Genomic DNA, 14,823 nt, shown 5'->3' on the forward strand with positions numbered 1-14,823 from the left:
CTTCATTCACCTTATTTCTTCATTAATTCTAAGGATTGAGGTAAAAGCCACTGTAAAACGACCTCAAAACCAATGTGAAAATGAGGCTCTGTTAAAGCCAGTATTGACTCTTCCTCTACTAAACTAAAGCAATGCTCTCCAATAATTACATCCCAAGCATCCATTTCTCCCTCTACGATTTCCCCACATACAGTATAATACCCACTATACATAATCTGTTGACCGTCTACAGGAAAAGCATTCAATAATGTTGGTTGCTGTAAGTTTAACCCAAGGCTCTTTGAAAAATGCAGTAGTTCTTCATCTAACTTTTCATTTGCCAGGATAAAATTTTGATAGGCTAATGGATCTCCCGCTTGCAGATGTGTCATATAAAGCGCATTTGTTTTCTCCTTATCAATTGTTAGTTTCCAATCTAATATACGTACCTCTACCATCCTAGTGCCCCCTAATTTGTAAATGTTACTGTCACAATCGTCCCTTTTCCTACCTCTGATGTAATAGCCAGCTCATGCCCTAGCTTTTCACAGATTTCTTTGGCTAAATAAAGGCCCATTCCAGTTGATTCACCTGTTTTCCGCCCATTTTCGCCAGTAAAAAAGGCTTTCGTAACACGAGAAAGATCGGAAGCTGGAATCCCAATACCCTCATCACAAATCGCAAGTTGTACATAGTCATCCTTTTCAATGGCAGAAATAACAATTTTTTTATTGGCTTCAAACGTGTATTTCACTGCATTGGTGATAAATTGTCCAAGAATGAAACGAAGCCATTTTGAATCACTGGCAACAATTAGATCGTCGTCAATATGAATTTCCGGGAAAACTCTTTTCGTAATAAATAAACGTTTATTTTCATTAACAGTTGCAGTTACAATACCTTTTAGCGCAACTCGCTCTACTTGCATATCATCCTCAAAATTTTCTAGGCGTGCATTAACAAGTACCATGTCCAACCCTCTACGCAAGCGATCGATTTCCTCCTGAACATTCCTTTTATCAAGAGGTCGGTCATCTTGTAATAATAATTCAATCACTGAAATAGGTGTTTTCATTTGATGGACCCACTGGTTCATAAATTGATCATGCCTTTTTTGACTTGCATATAAAGCATGCAGCTCATGTTGATAAAGTCGATACAATTCATGCATATACTTCTCGGTTTGTATAGCTTCTGGCGTTTTTGCATTTTTTTGTAGCACATCCTCCATTGCTGATGGAAGCTGAGTTATCTTCAATAAGTAGCGTTGCCGCATTAAATAGCGGACAAGTAAAAAGGATGCTAATAGCACAAGGCTAATACAAAAGGAATAAATAGCCGTATCAATATTTCGAAAACCGTCGAGTGCATAGATAACCATGATGAAGCCAACTAATAAGAGCTGGAACACAATAAATGATGCATAATCACGTAAAAAAAGCTTCCAGCCCACTATAGCTCACCTGCACTTAATATGAATCGATAGCCTGCACCACGTACCGTTTCGATTGTTGACGATATATGATAATCCGCTAACTTTTTTCGAACTCGGGTCATATTCACATTCAAAGTGTTTTCATCGACAAATGCTTGATCGTCCCAAAGCTCCTCTAACAATTGCTCACGCGAAACTACTTTCGGTGCATTGCCCATCAGTAGCTCTAAGATGATACATTCTTTTTTCTGAAGCGGAATTTCTAAATCATTTTTATGTAGCTCCATTCTTTCTAAATGAAGTACAAGCTGTCCTTGCTTGATTGTCCGTTCTTCTTGCCTTGCTGCATATTCACCATATGTACGGCGTAGATGACTACGGATTTTAGCCAACACAATTTCGTAGTTAAAAGGCTTTGTAATAAAATCGTCGCCCCCATTTTCAAGTGCAAAGATTTGGTCCATTTCTCCTGAGCGTGCAGAAATGAAAATTATTGGACATGTTGTATGCTGACGTAGCTGGCGACACCAATAATAGCCATCGTAAGCGGGTAAATTTATATCAAGCAGCACCATATGTGGATTAAATGCTGTAAATTCTTCTATAAGATGATCAAATTCTTGAATTGTTGCAACTTCGTATTGATATTTTCTAAGCGTTTCCGCTAGTAATGATGCAATCTTGACATCATCTTCAACTATGAATATTCGATGCTTTTCCATATCAACACTCCTTTCTTTCTATATTGTATCAAAAAAAGGTTCGACGACATAATTGTCAGCGAACCTTTAGGCTAAAACATTACATGAAACCGTATTTTCCTTAATAAATTAATTGTAAAAAGTCCTCAGTTGAAATTCCACCAAAATATGTAGGGATATCAATGTCTGCTAATGCCTTAGCAATTGCAGCTCTGTCATAGTTTGTCCCAACTAAGCGCTGTTCTATATCAGCCATATCACCGACACCAAAGAAATCTCCAAAAATATGCACTTCTTCCATCACACCATGATTTACTTCTAGGCGAATATCAATGCCTCCTGTTGGGAATCGGTGTGTTTTTTGAATATTAAAGCGAGGTGATTTCCCAAAATTCCACTCCCAAGTTTGATAGCGTTCCTCTGATAGCTTGTGGATATTTGCCCAATCATCTTCGGTTAGCTCATAATAACGAATATTTTCTTCCCCGCCAAAAATGGATTTTAAAATTTCAAGACGGAATTCCTCAACTGTCATTTGCTCTTTTAAAAACTCTGAAATGTTTGCTACTCGTGAGCGAATTGATTTAATACCTTTTGATTCGATTTTATCCTTTTTGACCTTTAAGGCTGAGACAACCGCATCGATTTCTGTATCAAACATCAATGTACCATGGCTGAACATACGTCCTTTTGTAGAGAACTGAGCATTTCCTGAAACTTTACGTCCCTCTGCTAGTATATCATTACGTCCTGAGAGCTCTGCATTCACACCCATTTTTGCTAGAGCGTCAACAACTGGTTGCGTGAATTTTTTATAGTTCATAAAGCTATCGCCATCATCATTTGTAATAAAGCTGAAGTTAAGATTGCCTAAATCATGATAAACAGCACCACCACCTGAAAGACGGCGCACAACAATAATGCCATTGTCCTCTACATAGTCTGTATTGATTTCTTCAATCGTATTTTGGTTTTTACCGATGATGATAGACGGTTGATTAATATAGAAAAGGAGCACTGGCTCTTTCTCAACGTCCATTGTTTTTAACAAATACTCCTCAATAGCAAGATTAATACGTGGATCATGGATCCCTTTATTATCAACGAAAATCATAGTTCACGTTTCCTCCTTCACAAAATATCCATATTTATTTTACCGTAAATTAGGCATTTTGTGTTGACGAAAAGCATCTGTTATAATACACTAGAAAATATCAAAACAGTAATAGTACAGATGAACTTAAAGGAGGAGTCCACAATGTTAGAAAACGTAGTTGAATTTTTCAAGAATTTACCTGCTAAGCAATGTACTGAGTGCGGTGAAAAAATGGAAGAACAAAGCGAATGCTACAGCAACACTTGTGAAAAATGTAACCACCTATAAGCATTTGCCTATTCTGATATAGTCATATACGTGCCCCACACGTAGCAATCATGACACCCTTCATCATATTTTGATGAACCCTTAATTAAATCTCTTACACTTACAAAAAACAACAGCTGATACGCTCATATCAGCTGTTGTTTTTATGCTTTTGAAAAAGACAATCACTAGCAGAGAAATACCTTTTGGCAAGGGAAGGGGGATTTCCGTTCTGCCAGCGTCCAGAGGGAGCAGCTCACCTACTTAAAAACAAATGATCGCAATGGAAATCCATACTTTTTTTCATAAAATTTCTATAGATAACTTCGTTTTTATTTATGTCATTTGAGGCTGAAGAATTATTACATAACCCCTATGAACAACAAAGCACTCACCGTACATTAGGTGAGTGCTTCATGATTAGTTTTCTTCAGCTACTTTAGAGTAACGTTTATTGTGCAGTAGCATAAAGTAACCAAATGTGATCGCTAAGAATGCTACTAAGAAGCCAGCTAGAACTCCATAGTTTTGCATTAAGAATGACGTATCACCAGTAGAAATACTTGATTTAAATGCTTGAACTGTATATGTCATCGGTAATAGCTTGTTAAATACTTGTAATGGTGAAGGTATTAATTCTAATGGGAATGTACCTGCACTTGTTGTTAATTGTAAAATTAGTACAACAATTGCCATGAAACGACCAGGGTCACCAAAGATCGAAACAAGCATTTGGATTAAGGCTAAAAATACATAGCTTGTTAATAAGGCTGTTAAAATAAAGTAGCCCATGTTATTCACTTCGAGGCCTAGACCCCATTTGACAATAACTACTGTTAGTAATGTTTGCACTAAACCTACTACTGCTAGTACAGTCACTTTACTTGTAAACCAAGATGCCCCGTTTTTAGGACGAATAGCAGGTTCAACAAGTGGGAACACAATTGAAATTAATAATGCACCTACGAATAAACCTAGAGAAATAAAGTACGGTGCAAAACCTGTACCATAGTTAGGAACATGGTTTACAGACTCTTTTTCAACTTCAACTGGACTACCTACCATATCATACGTGTCTTGATTTGCTTTAACTTCATTTGCTTTTTCACTAGCCTCACCTAATTTACCAGATAAAGTAGCTGTACCATCTGCAAGCTCCGTCGAACCATCTGCAAGTGTTGCAGATCCTTGTGCTAGCTCACCAGATTTTGAAGCAAGTGTTGAAGTACCTTGATTTAATGTTGTTGTACCATTCGCTAATTCATTTAAACCAGATGCTAATGTTTTTGAACCTGTTACAGCTGTATTCACACCTGCATGTAGTTCACCTAATTTTGCAGCTAATGTAGCATTACCTGCTTGTAGACCTTTTGCACCTTCCAATAAAGCATTACTTTTAGCTGTTAATGCATTCGCACCAGCTAGCACTTCTGCTTGACCTGCTGCAATTTGAGTTGCCCCAGAGCTTACTTGATTGGCACCAGCTTGTAATTTTTCTGTACCAGCTGATAAGGATGTTAAACCGTTATGCACACTAGCACTACCTGCCTGTAGTTCCGCTAATGTTTGTTTCAACGCTGCTGCTTGCTCTTCAGGCATTGAAGCCATCATCGTTTGTAATTGATTTGATAGAGCTGTAATGCCTGCCTCTACTTTTGCAGATCCCGCTGTTAATTGAGTTGCCGCACCATTCAATGCACCGGCATTCTCAGCAATAGATGCTGCACCTGCACTAATTTGCTGTTGTTTGTCGTTTAAAGTGTTTAAACCAGCACCAACTTTTGCAACACCTTGTGTATATTGTGATAACCCCTGTTCAAGGCTCGTTGCTCCATTTGCAGCTTGCTGTGCACCCTGTTGTAATTGAACAGTACCATCTTGTAGTTTGACTAAACCACTAGATAAGTCATTCGCGCCTTTTGCGGCATCTCCTGCACCTTTTGTTAATTTATCAGTACCATTTGATAGTTCAACTGTGCTCGATGCTAGTTGCTCCAGATATCCTTTTAAATCTTTTGCACCATTCGCTACTTTTTGTGCACCCTCATCTAGCTTATTTGAGCCATCTGCAGCTTCTGTAAAGCCATCTCCAAGTGTTGCAATGGAATCAAATAATTTTTCAGCATAAGTCGCTGATACTTGAGAATTTACTTCAGCGCGTACACGATCCATTGCAGTCTCACCAATTTGAGCACCAAGGAAGTTCAATCCCTCGTTTGGAATGTAGTTCATTACTAATTTTGATGGTTTGTCATCTAATAGTGTTGTTGCATGTTCAGAGAAATTTGTTGGAATTTCTAAAATCATATAATAGTCACGACTATTTAAGCCTTTTTCAGCTTCATCTTTTGAAACTTCTATAAAGTTAAATTGCTCGCTATCTATTAATTTATCGACCAAGGTATCCCCTAAGTCTAATTTAACGCCATCCATCTCAGCACCAGTATCCTCATTAACAACAGCTACTGGAAGATTAGGAAGCCCCGCATAAGGATCCCAAAACGCCCATAAAAACATACCCGCATACATTACTGGAATAAATAATACAGCAATGATTGACACAAGCATTTTTCTTGTTTTAAAGATCTTCAGCCACTCAGCTTTAATCATATAATATCCTCACTCCTAAACTATTTGACCGAAAACGTCATTTGGTCATTTTCATTCAAAAAAAATAATCAACCTCGACAATATTGCAAAAAGAGCACTTGATTCAATACTTATACAGCTGTATTTTATCGAATCAAGTTAAAATCAAACCTCGAAAGATAGTTTCCTTAAAAAGATTAAGAATCTTTTCTTCAGGGATTACATCACCATGTAACTCATGCCAATCGACAACAAAAGCAAGATATGCCTTCAGCAATAAGTAACTAACTAGCTCCGCATCACACTCTCTAATTTCACCTTTATTAATACGTCGTTGTATTAACTCTGCGACATACGATAAGATTTCAGTCTCGATACGTAGTAGCACCTGTTTAACTGCTGGTGTTCGTAATTCTTTTTCTTCCTCGATTAGCTTTGCAAATAAAAGATGTTTTTCTCGGAACTGTAGCATTTTCATTAAAGCATTATGCGCATTATCCATAAAGCTTGCTGATGCATCCAACACTGCATCTGCTTCCGCTTTCATCTCTCGAACAAGTGACATTGCGATCTCTTGAAATAAAATTTCTTTATTTGCAAAGAATGTATAAATCGTACCTTTACCGACATTGGCGATTTTAGCCACTTGCTCCATTGTTGTTGCCTTGTAGCCAAACAATGTAAAAGATTTTGCAGCTGCTTCAAGAATTTCCTGCCTACGATCCATTAGTAACATCCTTTCTAGTTAGGTTATGTACATCTCTCGTACACTTTAATAAAAATGACCAGAAAACCATTTCGGTCATCTGGTCATTATCATATTCCTATTTCAAAAAAATTGCAAGCCTTTAATGATGATTTTTTTCATCTTTTTTCTCTTCCTCATGATCCATATCATCTGAAGTGTCATTATTATGATCCATCATGTTATTATCCATGCTGTTATTGGCTTTTTCATCCTCTGGGACAACCTTTGTCATATCAGGGCTTCCAGCAATAATTTGTTGCTTTGGCATATTATGAACACCGTTAGCTGTTGTATGTGCATACATATAATACACACCATCATGATCAAAAGTAGTCGTTGCTTTATATACACCGTCTTGCTCTAATTTCCCATCAATCATTTGTCCTTCATCGCGTTTTCCTGATTCCCAAACTTCAAATTCTACTACAGCATCATCGACATTTTTTCCACCTTGTTCAACATGTGCTGCCAGCTCAATCGTTTCATTGAGTGCTACTTCTTTTGGTGTTAAAATTTCAACTTCTGGGATCTGAGGTACTTCTGGTTCTGGCAATGCCTCTTTTTTTTCTCCACATCCTACTAATAATGTAGGGACTGCAATTAGCGCAAATAACCACTTTTTCATCTTTTAATCCTCCATTAATGGCAACCGTATCTTCACGGATGTGCCTTTTTCAACAACACTTTCAATTTCTAACGTTCCCTGTAACTGTTTTAATAACTGTTCAACAATCGATAAACCTAGTCCACTACCACCGTCCGCACGACTTCGAGCTTTGTTAACACGATAAAATCGTTCAGTGACATGGGTTAAATCCTCGACAGGAATACCAATTCCATAATCCCTAATGGTAATTTGTGCACTACCAGCCTTTTCAGCAGCAACAATTTCTACCTTAGAATTTTCATGCGAGTAATTTATCGCATTTTCAATAATGTTAATAAAAATTTGTTTTAGTTTTACTTCATCCGCTTCAATAATTAGGGCATCATCTACATCTAAATATAAAGTTATGTTCTTTTTATTTGCTTGATGCGTTAAGATTTTTTGAACCTCTCGTAATGTTTCACCTAATGGAATTGGATATAAATCAATGTCAGTTTGTTCATTTTCTGTTCTTGCCAGTTGAAGTAATTCGTTTGTTAAGCGTTCCATGCGATTGGCCTCACGGACGATTAGCTGAATGGTTTCTTCTTTTTGGCCTTCTGTGATGATGCCATTTTGCATGGCTTCGCTATAGCCCTTTACATAGCTAATTGGTGTTCGTAATTCATGCGAGACTGTTGCCAAGAATGTTTTTTGTGCTTCATCCTCTTGCTGAATGGCCTCTGCCATTTTATTAAAGGTACTAGATAATTTACCGATTTCATCTCGTGAATTGACAGGTACACGAGTCTCATAATTCCCATAGGACATCTGCTCCACTGCAAGCTGTAAATCGTTTAATGGTCGCATAATATGTCGAATCCCTTTATAAATTAAATAGCTAACAACTACTAAAAATATGAAGGCACTAATAAACAATAAAATAACTCCACTATTTGCCAATTCACTAATTTTGGCCAGTGGGAAATAAATATAAATAATACCTTCTAATCGATTTTGATCAACAAGTGGTACAACCACCGAAATAAGTTGTCGATCAAAGCGAGGCTCGTACCCAATTTTTTGTACATACTTTCCTGCCAATAATTTTTGTCTTTCCTCAGGACCAATCAATGTCTCATAATCGATATCAAATGGAACACAGGCACTTAATTCACGAGGATTCCTTACCGCAAATATATTCAAATTGGAATAATCATTAAATTCTTCAATATCTGCAATAAATTCATCCGTTACCTTGCCATTGTCATACATTGTTTGTAGCTTCAATCCAACTTCGACCATTGTATCTTCTGTATCTTGTACATATAAACGTTGATATAAAAAATTTGTGAGAACATACATAAAGACGACGGTAATAATTAAAAAGGCGAAAATTAACAACCAAATGCGCGTGGCAATTTTTTTCATTCGCCAGGATCAAAGCGGTAGCCCACACCCCAAACGGTTTGAATATGCGAAGCCGCATCCTTTCCAAGCTTTATTCGTAAAGTTTTAATATGTGTATCTACCGTGCGTGTTCCACCTACATAATCAATATCCCAAATGCGTTCTAATAATTGCTCTCTCGAATAGGCATTTCCTGGATTTTTCATAAATAAGTGTAAGAGTTCAAATTCCTTTAAAGTAAGTGGAATACTCTTTCCATCAACGGATACTTTTCGTGCTATTTCATCTATTTTAATAGAGCCAAAAATTACGTACTTTTGCTGTAGTTCTGTAATATTTGCACCACTTCGTCTTAATACAGCATAAATTCTGGCTACGAGTTCATCATGTGTAAATGGCTTAACAATATAATCATCTCCGCCAAGTGTAAGACCTTTCACTTTATCCTCATTCGCATCACGTGCAGTTAAAAAAATAATCGGCACATTGGACATAGCCCGAATACTTTGACAAACAACAAAACCATCCTCATGTGGCATCATTACATCAAGTAATACTAAATCTATATTTTCACGCACTATTACATCGTAAGCCTCAGTTCCACTAGCGGCAGTAAATGTCTCTATATCAGAGTTATTGAGCATCATTTCAATTAAATTACGCATATCCTGCTCATCATCAACTATTAATACAGTTGTCATCATTGTTCCTCCCTTACTAACAGCTGAAAAGCACCTTTCCCCACATCAACTGTTTTTTCCTTCTGGCCATCTTTTATAAAATACAATGTGTGATCATCATAGCCAGCGACAACAATATAATCTTTAAATTGATCCACTACAAATGGATTTGCCCCAACCTCTTGCTGCCATTTGATATGGCCATCAAAGTCAGCCACATATAACTCGTTGTGACCATGACTTACAACAAGAACAGCATCTTTGGTCTTTTTTAATCCTACTGGCATCAAAGGCATGTCAATCTCTCCATGCAGTTGACCTGTAGTCAAATCATATTTTTTAACAGAACTATTTGGCTTACTTCCTTCCCCATGACCGCCTACCCATAGCTCATGTGTTTCTTCTAGAACAGCTATTCCATGTGCAGATTTTTGAATCGGCCACTCTTGCTCAATTTTTAAATCCTTCATATTTAACACAGATAACTTTGTATCTTTAAAATTAATAACATATAGTTTATCCCTATACGATGTCATTGACATTGGATAATTGCCAAGTTGTTGTGAAGCTAGCTGATTGCCTTCTTGATCAAAGCTTGTCACTGTATTGGTTTTACTATTCGTGATAAAAAATTGCTTGATGTTGTCATCGTAGTATACATTGGTCGTACCAATCTCTACTTTTTTTGAATAGAGCTTTTCTCCGGTGGATATTGTATAGACGTCGATGTTATTTAGTTGGTGTCCATATAATAAAACTTGGTCATCTCCTAATAATATGGCCCCTGAATAAGCCTTATCAAATAACCATGTCGCAAGCATATTCCCATCCTCATCAATAAAATCTAATGATGGCTCTTGTATGTTCAATGAAGCTATAAAACTTCGTTCCCTTTCAATGGGTTCATATGACTTTTCAGCGCAACCCGCTAACCATATAATTTGTAGTAACGAAAAAATGAAGAATGCCCATTTTTTCAACTTTATCACCTCTGCCCCTTTACTATACTTCACAATTGTGAAATTCGGGTGAAACTTGGAAGGTAAATTTATGACAAACCATGAAAATACATTTCACATATCAGGCGCGCAATTCTTCTAACAGTTCAATCATCCAACCAATATTTCCGTCCTTACATATATTACAAAGATAATGGTAAGGAGGAATAGAGTATGATATCCATTAGCTTATGTATGATTGTAAAAAATGAAGAAGATGTTATTGGTCGATGTCTTGACTCTGTCAAAGATATAGTAGATGAAATTAATATTGTTGATACGGGATCAACAGATAGTACAAAGCAAGTGGTTGCACAATATACAGACCGAATTTTTGATTTTAAATGGATACATCACTTTGCAGCAGCACGAAACTTTTCCTTTCAACAAGCAACAAAAGAATACATCCTCTGGCTTGATGCTGACGATGTTTTTTTAGAGGAAGACCGCCAAAAATTAAAGGCACTCAAAGCATCTCTTACTTCCGACATTGATGCTGTTTCTATGAATTATCATTTAAGTTTCGATCATGAGGGAAATGCAGATGCCTTAATAAGAAGATATCGCCTTGTCAGGAGGGAAAAGCAATTTCAATGGATTGGTGCAGTTCATGAATATTTAGAAGTTTGTGGTATGTTGTTTGATAGTGATGTTGCTGTCAGCCATTTACCGTTAACCCATGATCACTCCCGCAATATTACGATTTATAGACAACTGATTGAAACAGGAGAAACACTATCACCACGTGATACATTTTATTTTGCTAATGAATTAGTAGATCATGGCCTGTTTGAGGAAGCTATTTATTATTATGAATTATTTTTAACGTCCAAATTAGGGTGGATTGAAGATAACATACGTGCCTGCTTAAAATTAGCTGATTGCTATTCCCATTTAAACGATAAAGAAAACAATTTCAGCGCTATACTACGAAGCTTTGAATACGATATCCCCCGACCAGAAGCCTGCTGTCGCCTAGGTTATCACTTTATGGAACAATCTAGAAATTACGAAGCTATATTTTGGTATGAGCAAGCTCTAGTGATTAAACAGAAGCCAAATGCGCCCTTTCAAAACAAAAGCTTTTCTACATGGCTACCCCACTTACAGCTCTGTGTTCTTTACGATCGCTTACAACAATATGAACTAGCCAATGCCCATAATGAATTAGCGGGCTCGTTTATTCCGAATGACCCAAAAATTCTACACAATAAAGAATACTTCAAGCGTATTTTAACAATCAATCAAAATGACTCTTAAAAAATATCAATCACCATCTAAAAAGTTTCGTCTCCTGTTTGCAGGATAAACATCCAATTATCTTAAATACAGTTGCAACGAATCTATAAATAACTCTCTATTTACAAGTAATTAATAGTTATGTGTCTACCTCCCTTCTCATTCATCAGAATACGATATTTGAGAGAGGAGGTGAGATTATGCATTTTGGAAATTTTATAGATAGAGTTTGCAGTAAGTGCCATTCATTTCCTTGTTGTTGTAAAACTGGTCCTATTCCAAGTTGTCCAATTTGGCCAGTGAAACCTACAGGACCGACTGGGGGGATAACTGGACCTACAGGTAGTACAGGTGTGACTGGCGCTACGGGGGTAACTGGCGTTACTGGGGCTACTGGCGCTACCGGCGTTACTGGCGCTACCGGCGTTACTGGCGCTACCGGCGTTACTGGCGCTACCGGCGTTACTGGCGCTACCGGCGTTACTGGCGCTACCGGCGTTACTGGCGCTACCGGCGTTGCTGGGGCTACGGGTGTGACTGGCGCTACTGGCGCTACTGGCGTTACTGGTTCTACGGGTGTGACCGGCGCTACTGGTTCTACTGGTTCTACGGGTGTAACCGGGGCTACTGGCGCTACTGGAGTAACCGGCGCTACTGGCACTACTGGCGTTACTGGCGCTACCGGTGTTACTGGAGTAACCGGCGCTACTGGCACTACTGGCGTTACTGGCGCTACCGGTGTTACTGGAGTAACCGGCGCTACTGGCACTACTGGCGTTACTGGCGCTACCGGTGTTACTGGAGTAACCGGCGCTACTGGCGTTACTGGCGCTACCGGTGTTGCTGGGGCTACTGGCGCTACCGGCGTTGCTGGGGCTACGGGTGTGACCGGCGCTACTGGGGTTACTGGTTCTACGGGTGTAACCGGGGCTACTGGCGTGACTGGGATAACTGGGGCTACTGGCTTGACTGGTGCAATCGGACCTACTGGCGCTACCGGCGTTACTGGCGTTACTGGCGCTACTGGCGTTACTGGCGCTACTGGCGTTACTGGCGCTACTGGCGTTACTGGCGTTACTGGTTCTACGGGAGTGACCGGCGCTACTGGTATTACTGGTTCTACGGGTGTAACCGGGGCTACTGGCGCTACTGGTTCTACTGGGGTAACCGGCGCTACTGGGGTAACCGGCGTTACTGGTTCTACGGGTGAGACTGGGGTAACTGGGGCTACCGGCATTACTGGAGTAACCGGCGCTACTGGCACTACTGGAGTAACTGGGGCTACCGGTGTTGCTGGGGCTACTGGCGCTACCGGCGTAGCTGGGGCTACGGGTGAGACCGGGCCTACTGGCGCTACTGGGGTTACTGGCGCTACTGGGGTTACTGGTTCTACGGGTGTAACCGGGGCTACTGGCTTGACTGGTGCAATCGGACCTACTGGCGCTACTGGGGTAACCGGGGCTACGGGGGTTACTGGTTCTACGGGTGTAACCGGGGCTACTGGCGTTACTGGGGTAACTGGGGCTACTGGGTTAACTGGTGCAATCGGACCTACTGGCGCTACTGGGATAACCGGGGCTACTGGCTTGACTGGGGCAATCGGACCTACTGGCGCTACTGGGGTAACTGGGGCTACCGGTGTTGCTGGTTCTACGGGCGCTACTGGCGCAATCGGACCTACTGGCGCTACTGGAGTAACCGGGGCTACTGGCTTGACTGGAGCTACCGGCGTTGCTGGGGGTACGGGTGAGACCGGCGCTACTGGGGTTACTGGTTCTACGGGTGTAACCGGGGCTACTGGCACTACTGGCGTTACTGGGGTAACTGGGGCTACTGGCGTAACTGGGGCAATCGGACCTACTGGCGCTACTGGGATAACCGGGGCTACTGGCTTGACTGGTGCAATCGGACCTACTGGCGCTACTGGGGTAACTGGGGCTACTGGCTTGACTGGTGCAATAGGACCTACTGGCGCTACTGGGGTAACCGGCGCTACTGGCTTGACTGGAGCTACCGGCGTTGCTGGGGCTACGGGTGAGACCGGCGCTACTGGGGTTACTGGTTCTACGGGTGTAACCGGGGCTACTGGCACTACTGGCGTTACTGGGGTAACTGGGGCTACTGGCTTGACTGGGGCAATCGGACCTACTGGCGCTACTGGGGTAACCGGCGCTACTGGCTTGACTGGAGCTACCGGCGTTGCTGGGGCTACGGGTGAGACCGGCGCTACTGGGGTTACTGGTTCTACGGGTGTAACCGGGGCTACTGGCACTACTGGCGTTACTGGGGTAACTGGGGCTACTGGAGTAACTGGGGCAATCGGACCTACTGGCGCTACTGGGGTAACTGGGGCTACTGGCTTGACTGGGGCAATAGGACCTACTGGCGCTACTGGGGTAACCGGCGCTACTGGCTTGACTGGTTCTACGGGTGAGACTGGTTCTACGGGTGTAACTGGGGCTACCGGCGTTACTGGTGTAACTGGCGCTACGGGTGCTACTGGGCCTGCGTTTACTGAAGGATTCTCTGCCTTTAAAAACACGTTGGCTGTTAGTGGATCTACTTCAATCACTAACTGGAGTGTTGTTTCACCATACTTTACAACACCTGCTTTCAATCCAACAACTGGTATATTCACTGTACCAACTACAGGTAGGTATTCCTTTGAAGCAACCATTAACTACTCCATTGCTGCGGCTATTACCGTTACTTTAGGAGCAGGAATAAACCCTTCATTTGCAATTAGACAAAATGCTACTACAAATTTAATTAGTGGCTTGTTCCCTGTACTAAATGTCAATGTGGCGCTTGTATTAACTTTACGCGCAGTTCTTGGAAATGGCACAATCACTTTAGCAGGAGAAGTGAATTTAAATGCTGGAGATACGATTGATTTGTTCTATGAAGCAAATGGATTGACTATCTCTCTTACACTAGGCGGCGCTAACTCTGGTGGTATTGTTTGGTCATGTCATCGAATTTCTTAGAGTTAGGACATTAATCAGCAATACAGCTCTTAGTAGAAATAGCAAACCACAAAATAGTGGTTTGCTATTTCTTTTTCATGTAACAATATAAAAAATAGTACAAACATT

At 40.5% G+C, this 14,823-nt stretch carries 13 protein-coding genes; 3 read left to right on the top strand and 10 right to left on the bottom strand.

The window, feature by feature from the left end; all coding sequences use genetic code 11:
* Positions 1–11 precede the first annotated feature (11 nt).
* The 4 genes from HXV90_RS19110 to HXV90_RS19125 all read right to left on the bottom strand — a co-directional run bounded on the left by HXV90_RS19110 (position 12) and on the right by HXV90_RS19125 (position 3,229).
* A complete protein-coding gene (locus HXV90_RS19110) occupies positions 12–437 on the bottom strand; it encodes a hypothetical protein (RefSeq protein WP_066037084.1) in 426 nt (141 codons plus the stop codon).
* An 11-nt stretch (positions 438–448) separates the two neighbouring features.
* Positions 449–1,432, bottom strand: a complete 984-nt coding sequence (locus HXV90_RS19115) for a sensor histidine kinase (protein WP_269897820.1) — start codon at positions 1,430–1,432, stop codon at positions 449–451.
* Positions 1,432–2,136, bottom strand: coding sequence for a response regulator transcription factor (locus HXV90_RS19120; RefSeq protein ID WP_004230457.1), 705 nt, complete (start codon positions 2,134–2,136; stop codon positions 1,432–1,434). Before HXV90_RS19120 ends, HXV90_RS19115 begins: the two co-directional genes overlap by 1 nt.
* Before the next feature lie 100 nt (positions 2,137–2,236).
* Entirely contained in the window at positions 2,237–3,229 is a 993-nt protein-coding gene (locus HXV90_RS19125; protein ID WP_048390817.1) for a lipoate--protein ligase, read from the bottom strand.
* A gap of 144 nt (positions 3,230–3,373) precedes the next feature.
* Between HXV90_RS19125 and yhfH the strand changes: the two genes are divergently transcribed.
* Entirely contained in the window at positions 3,374–3,499 is a 126-nt protein-coding gene (gene yhfH, locus HXV90_RS19130; protein ID WP_004230455.1) for a protein YhfH, read from the top strand.
* A gap of 399 nt (positions 3,500–3,898) precedes the next feature.
* Here yhfH and HXV90_RS19135 read toward each other — a convergent pair whose 3' ends face one another.
* The 6 genes from HXV90_RS19135 to HXV90_RS19160 all read right to left on the bottom strand — a co-directional run bounded on the left by HXV90_RS19135 (position 3,899) and on the right by HXV90_RS19160 (position 10,480).
* Positions 3,899–6,088: a YhgE/Pip domain-containing protein gene (locus HXV90_RS19135; protein WP_048390815.1), complete on the bottom strand. Its 2,190-nt coding sequence runs from the start codon at positions 6,086–6,088 to the stop codon at positions 3,899–3,901.
* Between the two features lie 133 nt (positions 6,089–6,221).
* The gene (locus HXV90_RS19140; RefSeq protein WP_009373269.1) at positions 6,222–6,794 is read right to left on the bottom strand and encodes a TetR/AcrR family transcriptional regulator; all 573 of its coding nucleotides are present in this window, start codon (positions 6,792–6,794) and stop codon (positions 6,222–6,224) included.
* Between the two features lie 121 nt (positions 6,795–6,915).
* A complete protein-coding gene (locus tag HXV90_RS19145) occupies positions 6,916–7,440 on the bottom strand; it encodes a FixH family protein (protein WP_004230451.1) in 525 nt (174 codons plus the stop codon).
* A 3-nt stretch (positions 7,441–7,443) separates the two neighbouring features.
* Positions 7,444–8,832 carry a sensor histidine kinase gene (locus tag HXV90_RS19150; protein ID WP_054549576.1) on the bottom strand — a complete coding sequence of 463 codons (1,389 nt, stop codon included), beginning with the start codon at positions 8,830–8,832 and terminating at the stop codon, positions 7,444–7,446.
* On the bottom strand, positions 8,829–9,512 hold the full coding sequence (locus tag HXV90_RS19155) for a response regulator transcription factor (RefSeq protein WP_004230448.1): 684 nt from the start codon (positions 9,510–9,512) through the stop codon (positions 8,829–8,831). Before HXV90_RS19155 ends, HXV90_RS19150 begins: the two co-directional genes overlap by 4 nt.
* Positions 9,512–10,480, bottom strand: coding sequence for a YncE family protein (locus tag HXV90_RS19160; protein WP_233436259.1), 969 nt, complete (start codon positions 10,478–10,480; stop codon positions 9,512–9,514). Before HXV90_RS19160 ends, HXV90_RS19155 begins: the two co-directional genes overlap by 1 nt.
* Before the next feature lie 183 nt (positions 10,481–10,663).
* Between HXV90_RS19160 and HXV90_RS19165 the strand changes: the two genes are divergently transcribed.
* Together HXV90_RS19165 and HXV90_RS19170 are read left to right on the top strand one after the other, a co-directional pair.
* Positions 10,664–11,749 carry a glycosyltransferase family 2 protein gene (locus tag HXV90_RS19165; RefSeq protein WP_112116627.1) on the top strand — a complete coding sequence of 362 codons (1,086 nt, stop codon included), beginning with the start codon at positions 10,664–10,666 and terminating at the stop codon, positions 11,747–11,749.
* A 179-nt stretch (positions 11,750–11,928) separates the two neighbouring features.
* Positions 11,929–14,715, top strand: coding sequence for a beta strand repeat-containing protein (locus HXV90_RS19170; RefSeq protein ID WP_269897821.1), 2,787 nt, complete (start codon positions 11,929–11,931; stop codon positions 14,713–14,715).
* Positions 14,716–14,823 lie beyond the last annotated feature (108 nt).

Source organism: Lysinibacillus sp. JK80, assembly GCF_027557635.1.
GTDB classification, from domain to species: Bacteria; Bacillota; Bacilli; order Bacillales_A; family Planococcaceae; genus Lysinibacillus; species Lysinibacillus capsici.